Source organism: Oscillatoria sp. HE19RPO, from assembly GCF_024220515.1.
Classification (GTDB): domain Bacteria; phylum Cyanobacteriota; class Cyanobacteriia; order Cyanobacteriales; family Laspinemataceae; genus Laspinema.
Window position 1 is genome coordinate 1 of sequence record NZ_JAMXOT010000252.1, and the last position, 20,715, is coordinate 20,715.

Sequence of the window (20,715 nt, forward strand, 5' to 3'; positions counted from 1 at the left end):
TTACTACGAACTAAGAGTACGACTGAAGTCGTTACTACGAACTAAGAGTACGACTGAAGTCGTTACTACGAACTAAGAGTACGACTGAAGTCGTTACTACGAACTAAGAGTACGACTGAAGTCGTTACTACGAACTAAGAAAACGACTGAAGTCGTTACTACGAACTCAGATAAGATAACGACTGAAGTCGTTACTACGAACGAAGATAAGAGAACGACTGAAGTCGTTACTACGAACTAAGAGAACGACTGATTAATTAGGGAGACTGAGTGCGTTTTAAATAGATTTGGGCTACTTTATCTTGGGGGTTGATTCTGAGACATTTTTGGAAGAATCGGGCGGCTTCGGGATAGGAGCCTTTATTGTAAAGCTGGATGGCTTCTTCAAAGATGCTTTTGGTGATTAATTTGCCCTCGCGGATGGCGGGGGGGTCGGCAGCAAAGACTTCATAGACGGAGACAATTTCTGATTTGCCTTTGACTTGAACTCGGTCGATATGTCGGATATCATAGGCATTGGGGTCTTTCAAGCTACAAAAGGTGCGATCGCCTATTAACAAGGCTACCCCATAATTTTTAGTCAAGCCTTCAATCCGAGAGGCTAAATTGACCGCATCACTAATCACTGTACTATCCATCCGTTTCTGTCCACCGACGGTCCCCAGCATTAAGGAACCTGTATTAATCCCGATGCCGATATGAATCGGAATATAACCGGCTTTTTCTCGTCCTTGATTGTATTCAGTGAGTCGGTTTAACATGGTAATTCCGGCTTGGACGGCATCATCGGCGCTGCCGCTAAACAAGGCCATAATTGCATCGCCAATATATTTATCAACAAAGCCATTGTTCTCGGCAATGGCGGGTTCCATACTAGACAAATAAGAGTTAATAAATTTAAAGTTATCTTCCGGAGTCATGGCTTCGGACAGGGTGGTAAAATCTCGAATATCCGAGAATAAAATGGACATTTCCATTTCGACGGCTTCCCCGAGTTTGACTTCGACAATGCTTTCGTAGCCTAAAAAATAAAGAAACTCATGGGGAACAAAGCGTCCGTAGGCATCGGTGAGTTCTAATTCCGCATCGAGGGCATCTTCTAGGTTTTGATTGAGTTCAAAGAGCTCTTTGGTCAAGCGTTCTCGTTCGGCTTCGACTTGTTTGCGATCGGTAATATCTTGAAAGGCAGCCATTGCGTAGGAAATATTGCCATTTTCATCATAAATTGGAGTTCCCCAGGCTTCGATGGGGATGGTGGCATCAGGGCGGTGAATTTCCATATCATCGGCAGTGGTGCGATCGCCTTGCAGTGCGCGGACGATGGGTAAGCGTTCAGGAGGATAGGGGCGATCGCTGCCCACAAAATAGATTTGATAAACATCCGATAACCGCTGACTTGGTGCGTTCGCTACGGGTCCTTTTCCTAATAATTCTTTGGCTTTTTGATTGGTATAATAGGGTTTACCCTTGGCATCGAGAACGGCAATGGCTACCGGCATGGCTTCTAAAAACTGAGTCAATTGACTTTGGCTATCGCGCTGGAGTCCCCGGCTATAATATCCGGCAATGGTGATTGCGGAAGTGCTTAAGGCAACCATTGAAGAGACAATCGGAACCCACCAACTATTTAAAAAAGCAACATAGCCGCCGATTAAAAGTCCCAGACTCCCCAATCCTAGCCAGACGACAAAGATAGCCCATCGCCAGCTAGAATTGTGTTTGAAAATTCGAGCTTGAAGCAAGGAATAGGAGACTGTGGCACCAAACAGGGAGTTGACGCAGACCCAGAACCATTCCACCAAATCCGGCCAAACTTGAATGAAGGGACGACCATCGAGGGCCGCGCTTAAAATTTGAGCGACTGCATTGGCATGAATCACCACTCCAGGCATTCGGATTAGACTGTTGCCATTGGCACTGTAGGGGGTTAAAAACAGGTCATTCATGCTCTCAGCAGTCACCCCGACTAACACCAGGCGATCGCGGATTAAATCTGGGGGAATGCGATTATTCAAAACATCAGTCATTGAAATTGTTTTAAAATTCTTTTCGGGTCCCTTATAGTTCAAAAAAATTTGATACCCTCCCGTATCAGCCCGGACATATCCCCCTTCATTTCCTTCGAGGGGGATAAACCGGGCTTGACCCAATTGCAATTGAGAACTATTGGGGTCTACCGCCTCTAAAGCCATCCCCTCAGCTTCCAAATACATTAAACTCATCCGGGCGGATAAACTTAATTTAGTCGCCCCATCATTGGTCACCACAGAGAGTAAACTGCGACGAACTTTCCCATCGGAATCTAAGACCAAATCCGCCATTGCCACTAAACCAAGTTTTTCTAAAAGTGGTGGGGCTTTGACTTGATTGCCCACCACTTTTTCTATCCCAATTAAATTCGGGGTAGATTTAAACACCTGTTCTAATCTTTCCGACCCCGGTTCTACGCGAAAATTCCGATATAAATCAATGCCTATGACGCGGGGTTCGTATGTGGTAACGGTTTCTAATAATTGGGCTAAAACTGCATCGGGCATCGGCCATTGTCCGACTTCCGTAATATCGGTCTCATCAATGGTGACAATGACAATTCGAGGGTCAGTGGGTTCCGAGGGACGGTGACGAAAAAATAGGTCTAACGTGGCCCACTCTAACAGTTGAAACAGTCCCGCTGAGTTGGCAGAAATCACCAGTGCAGCAACAGTGGGGGCGGTCATCAAGACGCCACGCCATTTCCAAACTTGCTTTCTGAGCTTTAGCCACATCTTTTATCGATACCCAGAAAGGATGAGATACTCTAGGTTTATCCCAAATTTTAGAAGAATTCCTGGGGTTTGTGGAGAAAAGCAACAGAAATTGACCACAGCCAATCAAGTTTAAAGAGATACCGATGATGAGCTCAACGGGATGGGTTGAGTTCTCGGCTGTCACCGAAGGAAAACCTCTGCTTGCTCAAAACTAGCGTGATTCCCAATCCGGTTGTTCAGGGAAAAACAACCCACAGATAAGCAGGGTGGGGCTTTTGCGGAATCGGAAAAGCCGGGAAGAGGATTTCCCGGCTTGATGAAATGGCAACGGTTGAGCGGACATTGGAGTAAGGGGAGTCCTGAACGGGATTGAACCCTCAAGGACCCCATCTAAGGCAGTGCAATGGGTTTGGTGGCAATTTCCTCTAACCCAACTGAGGCTAATAAGCCCGTCCAACTCGCCAGGATTGTCGGGTCATTGGGACTCGACTGCCGAAGCTGGGCTAAGGTGGTCATCATGTCATACCAAATCCCGGCGGTTCCGTACTGCTGGGCGAGTTCCAGGGTGGGATCAGCCTGCTGGGAACCCAGGGTTAGTGAGTTGGCTTCCACACGGCGAATATCTCCCTCAACACCAGGACTATCGGGTTTGAGTCCGGTTTCATCAATGAGGATAAACGTCCAGCGATAGGTTTGGCCGATTTCTAAAGCCGGTGCATCATCGGGTAAGGCGATCGCCATGACTGCACCTTCGCCTTCAGGCACCGGAATACTGGTTTGGTAGTGATGCTGATTATTTTCATCTTTGAGGGCGAAAAATAGCTCCCTCGCGGAGGTTTTAGGAACGTAAACGTAAAACGTCGGGTGCGGTGCTACGGTCAACCCCTGATCTGCTTCTGGGGTGAGGGGTGTGACGCAAGCACTGGACAACTGGGGTTCTTGTAAACAGGAATTTCCATCCCGAGATGCACCCCCGGCTGTATTGCGAGGTTGCCCATTGCCTGGGGGATTGAAGGTGACTTGTGCGATCGCCCCTGGTTGTATCCGTTGAGCGCCGCTGCTAGTCTGCGCCTGAGCTGGATTAAGAATGCCTCCCACCCATGCCAGATTTAGAGATAGGGTGCACAAGAGGGTTAGAGTTACATTAGTCTGTTGCCTTGCCATATTACAGTTACCCCTGGAGGATAATGTGCCGCTTTATTTCACTTTACTCTATATTTTGAGTCCAGTTTAACTAAAATAGAGAAGTTTTTATAAAGTTTTCTTGCGAATTTAGTTGAGCTTGTGCATTGCCATGATTGATTGCTGGTTGTCCATCTCCCAATCCAGAGGATTTTTCTTTCCTGATTAAATTTTATTCGCTCGGGTAGAAGGGATTATTTTCTCTTAAATTCGTCGTAATTGTCAGATCGCAACGGATAAATAGCCCCATAGATTGATAATAAAACTGCATTCTTTAGCAACCCATTTGTTCTGATTGCCTGTTCCGGCTTCCTGGCCTCAATCAAGAACCAGAACATTCAGGAGTCGGAGCATCTTGGTCCCTGATTAGCCTCATGGGAGCAAAATGCTCCGACTCCTGGCCACCTCGAATTTAAAGCCAATTCCCGACCAAAATAAAGGGTGCCCAGTAAAACGGATGTTGGTACTGGGGTTGCTGCAATAAAGCGACTTGAGCGCGACGGAGGGCCTCAGCTTTGTTCGTCTGACCCAGGGAAAATTCCCGATAAAAATCAGCCATCAACTGCGAGGTAGAGTCGTCTTTGACAGACCACAAGGTTGCTAAAGTCGATCGCGCACCCGATCGCACCGCCACCCCAGCTAAACCCAAAGCCGCCCGTTTGTCCCCAGTTGCCGTCTGACAAGCACTAAAAACCAGCAACTCAATAGGAGGAATCTCAGACTGGGTGACCCCCCAACTGCCTGTTTCTCGCGATCGCAAAATCTCCTGGAGTTCGGTCACATTAATTTTCCGATCGTAAGTGAGAATAAAAGTGTTCTCAGGATTGGAACTAAACTGGCCGTGGGTTGCCAAATGGACCACCGGAAAAGAACTCTTTTGAATCTCCTGCTTAAGCGCATCCGCAGTAAACTGCTGATTTAAAATCACCTCCGCCGGGAGATGAGACCCAATCTCGTCCAGTTCACGAGCCACCCCAGGCAGGGCAGTAAATCCCTGACGCGGTTCTGTCAATCCAACCGTTAAGACGCGGAGTTGGTTCTGAGCGATCGCCTGGGGAGCCAGCAATTGCAATCCTGGCGTGAGAGCAATGTTATAACGTTCCACCAGATACTGCCCTCCATCATAGAGTGCTGCCATCGGTAGATTTCGCAAAAGACCATCGAGGACAAACACTAGAGTCTGAATCTCCGCCTCGGCTAAACTAGCTTCTGCCGGTCGAATCAGCCAATCATACACTTGTTCCGATAACCGTAATCGCTCCTGATCCGAGAAAAAAGGATTCAGAGCAGCGAGTAACTGTTCCAGGGTGCGTTCCACCTCACCTTGGGGTAACTCGGTGGCATAATGACGCAAAGGCTGTCCCGGGATGGAGAGAATCACTTCCAGGCGATCGGGTAAAATAATCGGATAAATCGCCGCTGCTTTGGCATCCACCTGGTCGATTTGCACCGGCTGGATATCGAAACAGGCTTGGCGAAAAAAGTTCTCTAATTCAGCCAATTGCAAGGCTTCCAGGGTCTCTCGGGCTTGTTTGAGGTGGTCTTGAGTGGGATTGGAACTCAACAGTAAACTGACCAATTCCCGGTAGATGGGTTCGACCTGTTCTTGAAAGGAAAATTGTACCTCTTGGCCGCTCGCGAGTAAATCTCGGCGCAGGAGAGACAAACTGCGAACGGCTTCGCTATAGGCGGCGATCGCACTTTGAGTCTCTCCTGTTTCTTTCAAAATGCGTCCGAGTTGCCACTGCCAGCGCGCCGCAATCTCTGGAGCATTAATGCTGATGGCGACTGCCAAGGCTTCCTCGGTCAATTTTTGGGCATCGGAAAACTGTCCAGTGCGTTTGTACAAATGCCCTAACTCCCCAATGGCGTAGGATTGCGATCGGGGGTCTTGGAGTGCATTAGCCTCGATAACTGCCGTTGCTAGGATTTGGGCGATTTCTGGCGCACTCAGGGTCAAATCCTCCTCACCTGTTACTGATAAACTCTCCAGCATTTTCAGGGCCGAAAACGCGAAATTCACCCGAGCATAGACCCCAGAACGACTGGGAGGGAGGGTTGCCAGTTGTTCGGCGATCGGGTTCAAGAGCGATCGGGCGGTTTCCCATTCCTGGGTTTCTACAGATAAACTCAGTTGATTGAGTTGAGCATCTAGTTTAGTGATTGGGACAGTCGCCGTTGCTGCCGCTTCCCGATAGTAGGTGAGAGCTTGGTTCCAATCCTGTAAGGCGCGGGCGGTATTGCCCAAACTCAACAGGGTGGTACTGATTTCTTCGGGAGAGCGCAGATTCCGGGCCAGGGCTAAACTTTGTGCTAACACCTGTTGCGCTTCGGGTAAATCTCCCACGACTTGCAAGGCATTGCCAAGATTTTGTAAGCCGGTGATTTTCAGACTGGAATCCGGTTGGGACAGCAGTTGTTGCTTCACCTGCTCTAGTAACCGTCGCGATCGCCGGTAGAGTCCCAAGGTTTGCATCCCTTGAGCTTGGTTAATTTGACTGCCCAAGGCCCCGATTAGGTCACCTTGAGCTTGATACAAGGATTCGGCTTGTTTCCAAGTGTCGAGGGCGGCTTCTGGTTCTCCCCGGGCCAATTGCAGACTCCCTTTGCTGTTCAACGCTTGGGCGCGAATCCGTTGGGAGAGGGAATTTCCGGACCTGTGAGAGGGCGTTCCCAGGGAATCGAGGAGGGATAAACTCTCTTGGATCGCCCCTTCTGCGCTGTCCCACTCTCCTAATGCTTGATAAGCGAGGGTGAGATAGTTGAGACAGAGGGCTTGATTCAGGCGATCGCCTCCCTGTTGATACCCCTGTGCAGCGCGGTTCCAAACCCTGACTGCTTCGGCAAACCGTCCCCCCTGAAACAGATCCCGTCCCTGGTTGAGGAGCGTCTCCCGTTGCTCCTCCACCGACTGCGCGGGGAGTTGGGACAACGGCAGGGGTGAGCCTGAATTTTCCTTGACTGGAGTAAATGTGAGGACTTGTGAGGGGGGAGGACCCATAACCGAGGCGATCGCTGGTACCACCCCGGTGACGAATCCTAACGCCGTCACAAAAGCTAGACCCCTCAGCAGCAGTCGGTATCCCTTTCGGGTAAAAATACTGGATTTCCAGTGGTTACAGCGCGCTCGACATCGGGCGATCGGTTGAATCAACATTCTTTTCATAGACTGGGTACTAAATATGAAACTGCCATTGGATAAGATTGCCACCCCTTCTGTGTTGTCCCCTTTCCATCACTATTCCCTGTTCCGGGTCCTTTAGCTTCACCGAGTGACAGGCTGTCTCTTGTCAATCATAGTCACGGGTTCACTTCTACCTCGGTTGTTACACCTACTTAGGCTACTCCATCAAGGAATCTTCATAAATTTCTGTCAGGGGTAGGGTTAATCCCAGGGATTGCAAATGCAGGTCTTCTTTTGAATTTAAAATGGTTTTTTCCCAGTGACCTTCTGCTGTTTTTCGATAAATTTCAATTCCTATTTGGTCTTGCGGAACCAGGACATATTCCTGGAAACTGGGTAAGGTTTGATAGGCAAAAAACTTTTCCTGCCGGTCCGTGGCAACGGTATTAGAAGAGAGAACTTCTACAACTAATCGCGGTTGAGTTTTATAATTAGGATTGGTGTCTTCCGGTTCACAAATGACCATGACATCAGGATAATAGGCCACATCTGCCGAGGGAATCCAGAGTTTCATTTCCGCAGTGAACACTTGGCAGGTTGTATCGCGCAGTCTGTCGTATAGTCCGGAACCGATATTAATAGCAAGGCGATCGTGTTGGGGACTGAGGGTTTCAATTTCAAATAATTGACCGGCGATGTAGTCATGGCGAACGGAACTGGTTTTCTCCAATTCAAGATAGTCCAAAAAGGCCAAGGTTGTCGGTTCGTCGTCCATTTGAGCTTTACAATTTTAGGGGTAAAGTGTATTGTAGCGGTTTGTTGCTCAAAAGAGGCGATCGCCTTGTTCACCCCATCGGCGATCGGCCGCAACAAACTGCGGAAGAAACCCTGTTTCTGGTCCCTTACACAGTTATAGCGGTTCCCAGGCTATCATGGGACCAATATTTAGGGAACTCCAAAAAATAAAATAGCCCAAACCCTTCCCCTGAATCAATTGTGGGGTGAGCAATGCCCACCGTAATTCATGTGGGCAATGCCCACCCTACTCCTAAACTTAAGACTTTAAGGTGGTTAAAAACTTGACCCAATTGACCTGATATTCCGGCGCTCCATATCTTCTTTGATAACCAAAATATTTGTGTTGCAATCGATTGAATAAAGACCGAGAATTTGCGTGCAAGCAACGCCATTCTTGCTCTTCAAATGCAGAAATGGGTAAAATTTTGGTGGCGGAAACGGTGGAGTTGATAAAAGGAATTTGAAAAATTTCCTCAAATACTTTGATAAAGTTTTGAAAAGGCAGCAAAAACCGAAAGGTATTGACGCGATCGCACAACTCATCCCCATCGATTTCAGCCGCATCAGAGTCCAGGATTCGATGAGCATCTACCAATCGCACTAAGGGGAAAACTGGATTGTGGATCCCGCCAGCGACGCACACATAAAATAATCGATCGCTCGGATGCAATACATGAGTTGAAGTGTCACCCACTGGCACTTCTTGAGCGCGATGCCAAAAACTGCGTTCCAGGGATTCGGAAAAGCTATCCCAAAACAAGTGCCAGCGTAACATTAATTGCAAATTTCCTGAATGGGTAAATTCCCAAACGCACTCCGATGGAGACAGGCGATCGCGGATGGGTTTCTTGGGTTTCCATCCCATTTTTGAGAGGAGGTTGCTCGCCGTGAGTGCATTTTGAGGATCAACTAATATCTCAAAGTTATGAATGGTTCTTTCTCCAATATCGGAATAGTGCAGCAAACATAACGCTGCATCTTTTATCAACAGACTGGGAATGCTGGCGGCTTGAAATTCCTGTAAGATTTCCGTTAACTGTTTGAAAATGACCTGATTTTCACACCAGGTTCTGCGGTAGACGCCTTTGAGTTTGGCAAACTGCTGATCGCCGATTTCGTAGGGCGATAAGTTCCGGTATAATAAGGGCAGCAATCGATAAGATTCCGAATCTAGGGTTTCAATATCGACGAGTTCGCTCCATTCTTGCCAGTAGGCGATCGCCTTTTCACTTTTTTCAACTGCCGCTTGCAGCAATCGTTTTTGTGCCAAGGTGGGTTGACCCCAAACCAGCAGTTCTTGTTCTTGCATTTTTAAAGACTCCTGAGCGAGGGTTTAACGGGGGGGATGTTCATGAACCCGCGAGTTATATAATGATAATCCCGCATCAATTTTAAGGACGGTTCCGGTTGTAAATTTGGAGAAATAATCCGAGGCTAAATACACGGCTGCTCTGCCAATGTAACGGGGGGGAATCGAATGTTGATAAAGCACGGTGTAAGGGTGAGGGAGAGCAGTTCCGTCTTCGTTTTCCGCGATCCACCCCGGCGCAATTCCGTTGACACGAATGTTATGGGGTGCTAAATCGACGGCAAGTTCTTCGACGATCGCTCTTAATGCAGCTTTCGAGGCACTATAGCTCACCCATCGGGAAATTTCCCATTGGTGTATGGAGGTGATAAACAGAATAGAACCTGGAAGTTTGCGATCGCGCATTCTATTAACGATCGCTTGGGTTAAAAACATCGGCTCGAATACATTGATATTAAAAGTGGAGTACCAATCTTCTAGGTCTAAATTTTTCAGTCCAATTTTATCGGTTTGCCTTGCTACATTATTCACCAGAATATCGATATCGATTTGACTGGCTTCTAACTCATTACATAGATTAACAATTTCCTGATGTTGGGAAATATCGAAAATAAAGCATTTAACCTGAATCGGATAAGGGTTTAATTCATTCTGTAATTGTTCGGATTTTTCGCGACTGCGCTCGACTGCAAAGATATTGGCTCCCTGTTGTGCCATTTCCAACGCAATACTTCTGCCAATATTATGTCCGGCTCCGGTAATCAAGACGTTTTTATTTTCTAACAGGCGATCGTTAATAATGACCTGGGGTTCGGGAGGCACTTCCCGAAATTTAGCAGGCTGCACTTTGCTGGGATTGAGAAAGGCTTTTACCCCAGCTTTTAACCGCTTTTGCAAGTTAAATTTCATGTTGGAGTTTTTCCGCGACGCCGATCCAAAGACGCTTTGACAATACGAACGTAATCTTTGCGGAAGTCGCGATCGCGGATTCCCGTATTCGTTTGATGAATTCTGCGCCTTAAGACTAAATCCGGTAACATCACGCTTTTTAACCCCGCCTCCATCGCTTTTAAATACCAGTCGATAAATTCTCCTAATTTCCACTGATTTTCAAACAATCCCACGCGCTCAAATGCCTCTTTTTTAATCATCATCGTTCCCGGACAATATCCCGGGATGATTTCTGGGGGACAATAAATCTGCTGTTTCACCTCTTCAGGTAATTCGGGACTGTGAAAGTTTTTCATCTGTCCAAAAATGATATCGACTTCCGGTTGATTGGCGAAAATTTCCAGTTGACGATTTAACTTATTTTCCTCCCAAATATCATCGGCATCTAAAAAGGCTAAATAGTTGCCTTTAGCCAGTTGAGTGCCATAGTTACGAGCGGTTCCCGCTCCTTGATGGGGTTGAGAATAGTATTGAACCGATGAGGAAAATTCTCGCGCTACCGCCGCACTGTTGTCCGTGGAACCATCATCGATCGCCAGGATTTCAAAGGGGGGATGAGTTTGCCGCAAAATGCTTTCTATCGCTTCTTTTAAGTAGCGATCGCAGTTATAAACCGGCACGATTGCACTGACTAACGGTTGAGCTTCACTCATGGTAAATTCTTCTAATTATTTAGAGTTTTAAGGCTTTAAATTAAACGACTGAAATCGCGGATGACTGGGATGAACTCCCAGATATTCGGATAGGGGAGGTAAATCAGTGGGTAAACTGGCAGAAGAGGCTTTTCGTTGGCGATCGCGCTCAATATGCTTTTTGTAAACCCGCAGAAATCCCAACTCTACTAACTTTTTCCCGCCTGTCATATTTTCTTCGTGCTTGCGATACAATAAACTGACGTTTTCATTCACTTGCTTCCGAATATTATTTTCCCAGGCTCGCAAGAAAAAATCCACATCTTCGCCATAGCGCATGGTTTCATCAAACCCCCCAATTTTATCGAAAACGTTGCGGCGATAAAGCGCACTTCCCAAATTGATATATTGATAGGCTGGATAGCTTTCTGAAAACTCTGACTTTGCTAGTTGCACTTCTTGAATGAAGCCTTGAGCAATGTCAATTCTGGGAGATTCTACTAAGAGATTGACTAACGTCGTTAAAAAATTTTCTGACCATAAATCGTCTGCATCTAAAAACCCTAAAATCTCCCCATTTGCCAGCTTGATGCCTGCGTTGCGAGCCGCAGCAGGACCCGCATTGGTTTGATAAATGTAGCGAAGGCGATCGCCATATTTCTTAGCCGTTTCAGCAGTGCGATCGCTAGATCCATCATCAACGACTAGAATCTCTAAAGGCTGATAATTTTGACCCAAGATGCTTTCAATGGCATCAGATAGATAGGTTTCTGCATTGTAGGCGGGAATAATAACGCTGACCAAGGGTAATTTTTCCATCGCGTTTAACGTCATTATTGAGTGAGAAGTTGAAAGATAGTTTGGGGAATTTGCTCGATTTCGGTACCGACTCGTAGTTCGTAACAGGGGACGCGATCGGCCACGGTTTTCATCATTTGACAGGCTTCTTTTCCAGTACCGGGTAATTGAATCATGGTACTGGGAGCGAGTGCGGTTAAGGCACTGGTGGATGAAGTGGGTTCTAATGTCGTGTCTTTCGTTCCGGCAATTCGGGGAATCAAAATGGCTTTAATCGGGAAAGTGTTAATAACTTTCTCGGGAAAGGTTTGATGGATAAAATAAAGTGCTTTTTCGGTATCAAGGCGATCGCGATTGCGAATGGCGGAGGCTAAAAACGGCAATCGTTCCACATCATCAGCATTTTTTTTGCCGGTATTGTAAAGACTAAATACTGTGGGAGTCGGTGTTGGGGAAATTAAACAATAATCGTCGCTGGCATAAAACAAGTTAGAATTTAAGCAAGCTAAGGCAGAAGTAGATTTTCCCGATCCGCCTTTTCCCGCCAGCAAAACGCCGCCTTCGGGAAGTCCCACTGCACCGGCATGAACCAGTTGCACCTCTCGTTGATTCAACCAAACGTTAAAAATGGTTCGCAGGGGAGAACCCGTTTCCCAATAGGGAATTTGTTTGACGGTGGATATCCAGTAAATCCCTAAGTTGCGATCGCGATCGAGCAAACTTAAGGCATAAGAACCCCATTGAAAGCTGGTATGAATGCGATCGGTATTGTATCCGATAATTTCGCCGCGTTTGGGATGGTAGCAATCTTTTGACCAGGGTGGTGGTAGCATAGCGGTATGCGTAGATTCACTATCCCACAAACACACGGTGAGTTCTGGATTGGCAACCGCTTCTATTTCTAAATGGGATAAGGCTGGTGTCAAATAGGGAATTAAAGCGGAACCCGCAAAACACAAGCGGATTTTACGTCCAGCTAGGTTATAAAATCGTTCTACACATCCCTCCGATGTTGCTTCTGCTGTTTTATATTTGCCGTAAACAGCATTAAAAAAATCTATAGGCGCTTGTGGATCGGTGTTCAATGTGGCAGTTTCTAACTCTATTTTTTTCTGGATTGCCATCGCTTTATTTGGCTGATTGGTGTTTTTTGTCGGGGGTTTAAATTTCTTTAAAACCCCCGATTTTTTCTCGTTCTCTGTTTACTGCTTGACGTTCGGCCATCCCATTGCGTCAACTTCATGGATGGGATCTAATGCCAGCAATTCCTCCATATCGGTATATTTTTGTAGAGTAGGAATTTCAAAGGGCTGCTTTTGCACGGAAGACAAATTTTCTGCAATAGCATTGGATAAACTTTCTGAGGATAAAGCGTCACTGGTATCGAGGACAATCAGTTCTTCATGCTGTAGTTTGGCTAAAAAATCCTGGATGGAAGTCTCAATTTGACTCGGTTCTCCTTCGTAGCGATCGAGGATTTCTTGGAAAACGCGATCGGTGGGTTTTCCTTGAAGAAGACCTTCCCAAATTTCGGCCCCCGTTGCCAGAAAACTATAGTAGTCTCCTTTGTCTAAGTTGACCACTACCACTTCTCCATCAATGGTTTCGTGAACCACTTTGGGGCTGTTGACTCTATATTTTTGCGTGATTTTCATGGCTGGTTTCATCTCAAGTTGATAGACTTGTATCAAGGATTTGACGGTTTTGACGGAGGAAATATGGGGGTCCCTTGGGGTCCAATAAAAGTTAACTATACCTTAACCTTGGGTTTTCCTCTTGTCAAGAGATTTACTTGTTTAAAAATGTTTATTTGATGAATTTATATTAAACTTTACCTTTAAAAATTGTTAAAACTTTAAAATTTTTAGAGCATAGAAGTGAGTGACGGACTCATTTCAGAGGGTAGAATCCGTCTGGGCTTCCTGGAGTAAGGCGGTGGATTAATTGCGGCTTTTTTGCAATGCTTTCACAATTTGTTCGCGAACCAGTCGGTAAGGGCGCAGAAAGTAATAGGGAAGCTGGGGAAATTCAGCTACAGGCAACAGCAACCAGTCTGATGTGGTTGGAGTGGTTGCCAGTTGGAAAAAATAATTGAGGCGATCGCCGATATGTTCTCTGACTTGCAGATGAAATCGGGTTTGGGTGCCATCGGAAATGGAACTGACTTGAGGTTCAAACAACTGTTGATAAACCCCAGGAAGGAGCGTTTTCAAGCTAGGGTCCCGCGACAGTTGCTGCTGAATGTTTTCGGGTAAATCGATTCCCAATAGTTCGGAGGCCAAACTTAACCCCAACCCTAGCATTCGCTGGACTCTTTGGTGTTGAGCTTGCTGTAGAATTTTCTCCCAATTTAGCTGAGGATGGTTGCGAATCAGGTAGGCAATGTCAGCAATTCTGGACAGTTGTTTCCAACAGTCTTTGGTGCCATGTCCGATCAGGGCGAAGAGGGTGCTTTCAGGGGAAAGGGTGGGCACTTCTTGTCCAGAAATGGTCACGGATTCCAGAGTCTCCCAAAAGTCTTTGGTTTCAAGACAAAAACTAAAATATTTAGGCATGATTGCCCAATGGAGTTCGATGACTAGATGGCTTTGGGGATGCACGAAGGGATAGGCGGCTTCGCGAACGAAATGATAAATATCCGGCGATCGCAAAAAAGTCTCTTCTTGTTCTGAGGTGAGTTGAATCCGTTCGACTTTCATGCGGTATCCCTGGGACAACAATACCGCTTTAGCTTTTTCAATATCTTGTTCGCGAATCAAAATATCTAAATCGCTAAACTGACGGAGGGAACAGTTTCCATAGGCTAAGGCGGCCAAGGTCGCTCCTTTAAAAGGAAGGCTTTGAATTCCTTCTTTTTCAAACAATAACAGCAGATTTAGCAATTCTCCACTTAATAATAAATTCTGTCTGCTATTCAAGCGGAAATCGAGGGTTAATTGTTTGATAGCGGAGGGCGGAATCAACTCGCTTAGAGGGTTCAAACTGGTATAAACCAGAGGCATGACGCGATGGCGATTTGCCAGTTTTAGGAGAATCGGCCAGTTTATGGGGTTTTGTAACAGAGATTTCAGCAAGTCTCTTTTCTCAGAGTCGGACTGGGGACTGGCACAAGTCAATAAAACTTCGAGTTCTCGCAGATGGGTTTTTGTGTATTGTTCGAGGTCGATTTGATATAACATCTGAGGTCAATGGCTAGGATTTTGGATTGGCGATCGCGCCGAGGATTGCTAAACGAAGCTAGGGGGATAAACCCGACGCCGGATCGTAGGGTTTAAAGAGGCAAGAGCGAGAATGATGCAAGATGTCGGTTAAAAACAGGCTGAAAGAGTTATTGCGTTCATGCTTTTATTTTAGCTCCTAAAAAACACACTCAGCAGAGGTCGGTTTAACTACCAGATTAAAGCCCAACAAGTGAGATTTTTCTAGAGGTTGTTAGATTTCTTGCAAGAGAAGTTATGTTATAATGAAACCTTTTGAATTGTAGACCCTAGGGCCACCGCATAATTGTATAGTGCGGTATTTGTAGGGGCGCAAGCATCGAAGCCCCTACAATTCGTTTTTATAGACCTTTAAATACTGTATGGAGTATCATTATGTATTTCTCTACCAACACCACCCCTTGTACCCTGTTAATTTTGGTGCGATTGAAAGGTGCAGGCAAAAGTTTTATCGGTAAAACCTTGGAGAAGTCTTTACCGATAAAATTTGTTTTAATTGAATCTATTTTTCTGGATGTAATACAAAAATGCCCTCATCTCCAAGGTTCGGATTTAGAGCAACCAGGGTTTACGCAGGTTTTGAAAACCCTGGATTATTTAGCCTTAACTCATCCAGTTTTATGTATTGAATCGACGTGAACAGCCCCAATTTACCGGAATGGTTGGATGCCTTAAATCAAAGCTTTAAAGTGCTGTTAATTCAGGTCAAAGCCCCGTTTGAGACTTGTATCCAACGAGTGTTAGACCGAGATAGTTCTATCCATCTTCCGGTTTCTGTTTCAAGGCTTAAAGAAATTAATGAACAAGCGCTGATGGTTAACTTACCTTGGGATTTAAAACTTGATAATTCTGAAGGTCTAGCAGAGGCTGATTTTGTCCAAGCGGTTCATCACTGGTTAGAAAAACAGTCACTCCTTCGATAAACTTGCAGCAGGAAAGGACAAGGCACTGCCTTGTCCTTCCGGATTAATTGAGTGCAAGTGAGGGAAAAGTTCCCAGAAAAGGGTTTTCCAATGTTAAGAAATCATAAAGATTAAGGCAAAGTTGGGTTTGCGGATTCTCCTGATAGAGCGAAGGGAAAAAAGGCAGAGAATGACGCGAATGAAGCGAATTAACCGAATAATTGTATCCAGGGTTACAGTTAAGTCTGACTTAATTTCTACTGGGGATAGAAATTAGTCAATCATTTGCAGCCAACCGCGCCGGACTGCGTAGACTAGGCGATCGATGAGGGTAATTTCTTCATCACTGAGGTCTTGTTCTAAAAGGGCCAGTTGGATAAATTGCCGATCGCGTTGGGTAATCCGACCGACGGAATAAATATGAGAAAAAACATCGGTGACGGTCAGGTTCGGGAACTGGTAAATTGCATCTAGGATCATCATAAGAATTTTTCAAAGCTTCAAATTTTCTATGGGCATCTGAAGCTACCATAAACGCGATCGTCCTGAATCAACCACCGCAGATCTATAGAAATCGAGTCTCCGTAAATTCTCGGATATTCGGATCCGTGGATTCTCGTATTTCCAAAAGCAGAGGCAAAATAACTTAATAAGGGAACTCCAAAAAATAAAACCTTCAAAAAACCCGCAGGCTCAAGCCTGGAGGCTCACAGGACAGAGCCTCTCCTGCGCGGGCTAAAAGAGCCTTGTTAGGTGCGATCGCATCAAAGCAAGGATGATTTATTTGTTGGAATCCCCTAAACCGGCGATCGCCGGGAGTCGGCTACCCCACAAATGGCCGCCAGGATCAACCATCCCAAAATGTTCACCCGAGAGTCAAACAGGGTGACATCAAATAAGTGAAATAAGGTACAACCGGCAAAGCTAAGGAGGAAGGTGAAAAAAATTAAGCGATCGTTTGTGGGCACTCCAGGGACAGAGGCAGTCCCCTCGGAATTTCCCTCTAAAGGCAGACTGGACCAATGCTTTAATGTTAAGACCCCTTTTGCCAGGACCCAACCGACTAACCCAGACAATAACAGCATCCCAGGAATGCCGGTTTCTGCACTCATCATCAAAAACAGATTGTGAGGATGACCCATCCAGACTTGAGTTTGAGCTTCGTAGAGTTCGGTAAAACTTCGCAACCCCCACCCGGTGATGGGACGAGTCCGAGTCAAATCCCAGGCAAATTGCCATTGCGTCTTGCGCAGGGTTGCCACCGGGCGATCGGGATATAACTGGTCCGTGATTCGCATCCAAAAATAAGCCGGAACGATCGCCTGTAATCCTTGGCGCAGGGGGTGAGGTGCAAAGGCTGACCCCAACACCGCAGACAGGGCCCCGAGAATGAAGAGGAGTAGCCAACGCCATCCCAGGTACAGGAGAAACGCCAACCCCGCCAAGGAGGCAAGCGCCCAACCATTGCGGGAATTGGTCAACACCAAGGCAGTCGCATTCGCCAGTAGCGCCAGGGTCAAAAATACCAACCCCCACCCCACTTTTCCTTCCTCTCCTGTCACCGAGAGGTCAATGGTTTTCACCACCCGGGGATCGCGGGGATCGCGGATTTTTTCCTGTTGTTTCGGCTGTTGTTTCAGGGTTCGCCATGCCTGAAACGTCTCAAACCACAGCCCTAGACCCAGAATAAAGGTCATTAAAAAATAACTCGCCAAAACATTGGCATATTCAAATACCGATGCCATCCGTCCCGGAGGTGCGCCGGTGGGATCCAACCGCCAATCTAAGATTAATCCTACTTTGACAGGTCCCTCCCATCCCCAAAAGAGTTGACCCCAACCAATCACGACGAGGGGGACCGAGGTGGCGATCGCAATCCAAGCAATTCGCCGCATCTGTGCAGGAGTCTGGATCAGCAGACTAAAGGTGACAAATAGGGCAAAGAAGGGCAGAAAATTAAATAATCCCAGGAAGGCAGAGAGGCGATCGGTTGAAAACAGGGTTGTCACGACTAACCACAGGGTCAGGACCGCAAATCCTTGGTTAAGCGATCGCCCTTGAATTTCCCGATACCGTTGTTTCCAGGTGCCAAACAGGGCCAACAACAAACCCATCCCACCCAGTAACGGACTCATGGGTAAGAACAACAGTCCCACTTGGGCGCTATTCCACCAGAGTTGTAAGCGGCGATCGGGATGGCAAATGGTCCGCAGGGGTAAGGATTTGGTCATGAACAGAGTGCAGGGTTAAGGATGCAGTGGTAAGGATTTGGGACATAACAAACATCGGATAACGACTGAAGTCGTTACTACGAACATCGGATAACGACTGAAGTCGTTACTACAAACATCGGATAACGACTGAAGTCGTTACTACAAACATCGGATAACGACCATCTTCCCCATCTTCCCCATCTTCCCCATCTTCCCCATCTTCCCCATCTCCCCCATCTCCCCCATCTCCCCCATCAACCAATGACCAATGACCAATGACCAATAACAAATTAAGCAAATTCCCAACACTCACTGCGGGTCAACCGAATTTGGGCCAAGGTAAAAATGGTGGGGATAATGCGTCCATAGTTGGTGGCGATGGTGCGCCAGCCTAAATCGGCGAAGAACCAGCCCCAGAGGACAGGTCCGAGTAAGGCTAAGGCACTGCGGGCGGCCCCATAGCGGGCGACGGAGACGGCCATGCCTCGTTTGGCAGTTTGGGCGGTGAGGTAAGTCTGAACTTGACCCGCTGCCACTGCGCCGCCACGAACGATCGCCGTTTGGGCGACTTGATACCGGGCAAAATGGAGGGCAAACTGATGGGCAATATGTTTCAGGACGATCGGCTTGACGACGGAAGTAAAGGCTACAGCACTGCCCCCTTTGAAGAGTAAGCCCAGGGGGTCTTTTTGGACCGACAGGGGCAGAGGTTTGGGAATGGTTGCCGATGCCAGGGATCGTTGGACCCGGATCGTCAAGGCGTTTTGTTCTGATGCCGGGAGTTGTCGCCATGCTTTGCCTAACAAGCACAGAAATACCTCAGCTTCTAAATCTGTGGTGGAGAGGCTTTGAGAATAGGGAATTTTTAAATAGCGGCAAACTTGAATGAGGGTTTGTCGGTAGGTGACTTTGCGGGTTTTTCCGGTTAAAACGGTTAACCCATCGGCGGCGAGATAGCGAAATCTTTCTTCGATCGCATCTAGCCAGAAATCGCGATCGCGACTTTGGATATCGATCGGTTCTGGAGTTTGTAGGTAATCAATGGGATTAAAGCGACGACGGAACAAGATGTCCGTGATTTGCTGTAATTCCTCTTCTGTGGCTAACTCTAGCGCTGCTCTCAGTTCGTCCAAGGTTGGCTTCCTCCCCTGTGCTTGTCTTGTAAACCCTGCGGTTTCGACAGATTGGCAATCTTGATGTTTTTGATGGATTCGGCCACTCAACCGCCAGAAATATTTACCGTCTGTTCCTGCTTGTTGAGTTGACCGATTGCTGTTAGCTTACTCGAAACCGTCCCAAATCCGGTAGATTAGTCAAACCCCTTTTTTTTACAACCGATGAGGACAAACCGATGAGCGATCGCATCATTGAATTTGATATTGCCGTGATCGGTGCGGGGATCTCCGGATTGACCTCTGCCCAATCGTTGCGGTGTCTGGGTCAAACCGTTGTCGTCCTCGAAAAATCTCGCGGCGTGGGCGGACGAGTGGCTACCCGTCGATTATATGATACCCAGGCTGATTTTGGTGCACCGTTTTTAGATCCGAGGGGGATGCTGTCTCAACAGTTGGTGCAGGTCCTGTCTCGGCTGGGAATTGTGGTCCCTTGGACGGATACGGTTTATCAGGTTGGCCCCACACCCTTAAGGGTGGGGCTATACGGACAAAGCCTGCCTGCGCAGGCTACTAGGGAAAACAGTTCTTTGACAAGTGGATGGGGTATGAATCCCGCTGAAACCCTATCTGCTCCCTATTATGTCGCCCCGTCGGGGATCAATGCTGTGGGCAAGTTTTTGGCGCGTCAGCTAGAGATTTGGCGTTGCCGTCGCGTCCAAACGGTGACCCCCACGGACGAGGGATATTGGCATCTGGCGTTAGAAGCGATGGGAGAGGTTGGGGATGCGGCTGTTCCTTTGGCAGTTCGGGCAAAGGCGGTGGTGATGGCGATTCCTGCACCCCAAGCGGTGATGCTGTTAGAGTCGGGAGAGTCGGGGTTGCCTAGTCCGTTTGTCGATCGCCTCAAGGCGGTGGAGTTTGACCCCTGCATCAGTGTAATGGCAGGGTATCCGGCATCGAAACAACGGGAGTTAGTCCAGGGGGAATATCGGGGGCGATCGCTAGTCTTTCCCCCAGAGAGTCCCTTGCGGGGACTATTTTGGCAAAGTAGCAAGAGTTCAGGGGCGACTCAACCCGTGTTTGTGTTGCACAGTAGCGCCCAGTTTGCTGAACAATATTTAGATGCGACGGACTTGGAAGCAGTGGGGAGAGAATTGTGCAATTGGGCGGGGGAAGCGGTACTTCCCTGGTTGAAGGACCCAGAATGGATGCAGGTCCATCGTTGGCGCTATGCCTTTTGTCGGCGTTCCTTAACAGAACCGTTATTGACAGCGACGACCCCGTTACCGATGGTTTGTGCGGGAGATTGGTGTGGCGATCGGCAAATTGAAACCGCATTACAGTCTGGGTTAGCCGCTGCCGAATGGGTGAGCGATCGCCTGGGGGGAGGACCGATGCCACCTTTAGCGAGTTTGTGGGAGGCGATCGGCACTGAGAAATAACGAAATTAATTTCAATATAGGGGATTGCAAAATATAAATCCTCCAAACGTTGAACTGGAAGGAAGGTAGGTGGGGAGCATCTCAATTTGGCCTCAAAGGGGAATTTATACCTCTTACTCCCCCTTCCAGGAAAGACATTTATTCCGCTTACCTCCCTCTCCTCTTAGGGGAGGGCCGGGGAGGGGTGGGAAGGGGGCACCGGCGGTTAGGTCTCTTTGCCTTCTTGAGATGCTCCCGGTAGGTGTAGGGGCGCAATGCTTGCGCCCCAGGGCGCAAGCATTGAG

18 protein-coding genes are annotated in these 20,715 nt (G+C 47.4%); 3 read left to right on the plus strand and 15 right to left on the minus strand.

The features are described from left to right. Positions 1–257: 257 nt before the first annotated feature. The 11 genes from NG833_RS21435 to NG833_RS21485 all read right to left on the minus strand — a co-directional run bounded on the left by NG833_RS21435 (position 258) and on the right by NG833_RS21485 (position 14,720). Positions 258–2,765 (minus strand): CHASE2 domain-containing protein, encoded by a 2,508-nt coding sequence (locus tag NG833_RS21435; protein WP_254567308.1) that lies wholly within the window; start codon positions 2,763–2,765, stop codon positions 258–260. Between the two features lie 372 nt (positions 2,766–3,137). Beyond that, positions 3,138–3,911, minus strand: a complete 774-nt coding sequence (locus tag NG833_RS21440) for a DUF928 domain-containing protein (protein ID WP_254567309.1) — start codon at positions 3,909–3,911, stop codon at positions 3,138–3,140. 430 nt (positions 3,912–4,341) lie between these two features. Further along, a complete protein-coding gene (locus NG833_RS21445) occupies positions 4,342–7,140 on the minus strand; it encodes a CHAT domain-containing protein (RefSeq protein ID WP_254567310.1) in 2,799 nt (932 codons plus the stop codon). Between the two features lie 130 nt (positions 7,141–7,270). Further along, on the minus strand, positions 7,271–7,828 hold the full coding sequence (locus NG833_RS21450) for a Uma2 family endonuclease (RefSeq protein WP_254567311.1): 558 nt from the start codon (positions 7,826–7,828) through the stop codon (positions 7,271–7,273). 279 nt (positions 7,829–8,107) lie between these two features. Then, positions 8,108–9,160, minus strand: coding sequence for a nucleotidyltransferase family protein (locus NG833_RS21455; RefSeq protein WP_254567312.1), 1,053 nt, complete (start codon positions 9,158–9,160; stop codon positions 8,108–8,110). 24 nt (positions 9,161–9,184) lie between these two features. Next, the gene (locus NG833_RS21460) at positions 9,185–10,069 is read right to left on the minus strand and encodes an SDR family NAD(P)-dependent oxidoreductase (RefSeq protein ID WP_254567313.1); all 885 of its coding nucleotides are present in this window, start codon (positions 10,067–10,069) and stop codon (positions 9,185–9,187) included. Further along, positions 10,066–10,764, minus strand: a complete 699-nt coding sequence (locus NG833_RS21465; RefSeq protein WP_254567314.1) for a glycosyltransferase family A protein — start codon at positions 10,762–10,764, stop codon at positions 10,066–10,068. The genes NG833_RS21460 and NG833_RS21465 overlap by 4 nt, the downstream gene beginning before the upstream one ends. Before the next feature lie 27 nt (positions 10,765–10,791). After that, positions 10,792–11,577 (minus strand): glycosyltransferase family A protein, encoded by a 786-nt coding sequence (locus NG833_RS21470; protein WP_254567315.1) that lies wholly within the window; start codon positions 11,575–11,577, stop codon positions 10,792–10,794. Further along, positions 11,577–12,665 carry a serine kinase gene (locus tag NG833_RS21475; RefSeq protein ID WP_254567316.1) on the minus strand — a complete coding sequence of 363 codons (1,089 nt, stop codon included), beginning with the start codon at positions 12,663–12,665 and terminating at the stop codon, positions 11,577–11,579. Before NG833_RS21475 ends, NG833_RS21470 begins: the two co-directional genes overlap by 1 nt. Before the next feature lie 78 nt (positions 12,666–12,743). Beyond that, entirely contained in the window at positions 12,744–13,196 is a 453-nt protein-coding gene (locus NG833_RS21480) for a PqqD family protein (RefSeq protein ID WP_254567317.1), read from the minus strand. Between the two features lie 285 nt (positions 13,197–13,481). Then, positions 13,482–14,720, minus strand: a complete 1,239-nt coding sequence (locus NG833_RS21485; RefSeq protein ID WP_254567318.1) for a nucleotidyltransferase family protein — start codon at positions 14,718–14,720, stop codon at positions 13,482–13,484. Positions 14,721–15,134: 414 nt separating this feature from the next. Here NG833_RS21485 and NG833_RS21490 point away from each other — a divergent pair, with 414 nt between their 5' ends. Both NG833_RS21490 and NG833_RS21495 read left to right on the plus strand, forming a co-directional pair. Beyond that, a complete protein-coding gene (locus NG833_RS21490; RefSeq protein WP_254567319.1) occupies positions 15,135–15,398 on the plus strand; it encodes a hypothetical protein in 264 nt (87 codons plus the stop codon). Further along, a complete protein-coding gene (locus NG833_RS21495) occupies positions 15,395–15,682 on the plus strand; it encodes a hypothetical protein (protein ID WP_254567320.1) in 288 nt (95 codons plus the stop codon). Before NG833_RS21490 ends, NG833_RS21495 begins: the two co-directional genes overlap by 4 nt. A 252-nt stretch (positions 15,683–15,934) precedes the next feature. Here the strand turns inward: NG833_RS21495 and NG833_RS21500 are convergent, their stop codons facing one another. The 4 genes from NG833_RS21500 to NG833_RS21515 all read right to left on the minus strand — a co-directional run bounded on the left by NG833_RS21500 (position 15,935) and on the right by NG833_RS21515 (position 19,007). After that, positions 15,935–16,144, minus strand: a complete 210-nt coding sequence (locus NG833_RS21500; protein WP_254567321.1) for a hypothetical protein — start codon at positions 16,142–16,144, stop codon at positions 15,935–15,937. 314 nt (positions 16,145–16,458) lie between these two features. After that, the gene (locus NG833_RS21505) at positions 16,459–17,892 is read right to left on the minus strand and encodes an O-antigen ligase (protein ID WP_254567322.1); all 1,434 of its coding nucleotides are present in this window, start codon (positions 17,890–17,892) and stop codon (positions 16,459–16,461) included. Positions 17,893–18,001: 109 nt separating this feature from the next. Then, positions 18,002–18,172: a hypothetical protein gene (locus NG833_RS21510; protein ID WP_254567323.1), complete on the minus strand. Its 171-nt coding sequence runs from the start codon at positions 18,170–18,172 to the stop codon at positions 18,002–18,004. Beyond that, complete coding sequence (locus tag NG833_RS21515; RefSeq protein ID WP_254567324.1) at positions 18,165–19,007, minus strand: YaaW family protein; 843 nt, start codon at positions 19,005–19,007, stop codon at positions 18,165–18,167. The genes NG833_RS21510 and NG833_RS21515 overlap by 8 nt, the downstream gene beginning before the upstream one ends. Positions 19,008–19,225: 218 nt before the next feature. Between NG833_RS21515 and NG833_RS21520 the strand changes: the two genes are divergently transcribed. Further along, positions 19,226–20,431, plus strand: coding sequence for an NAD(P)/FAD-dependent oxidoreductase (locus NG833_RS21520; RefSeq protein WP_254567325.1), 1,206 nt, complete (start codon positions 19,226–19,228; stop codon positions 20,429–20,431). Positions 20,432–20,715 lie beyond the last annotated feature (284 nt).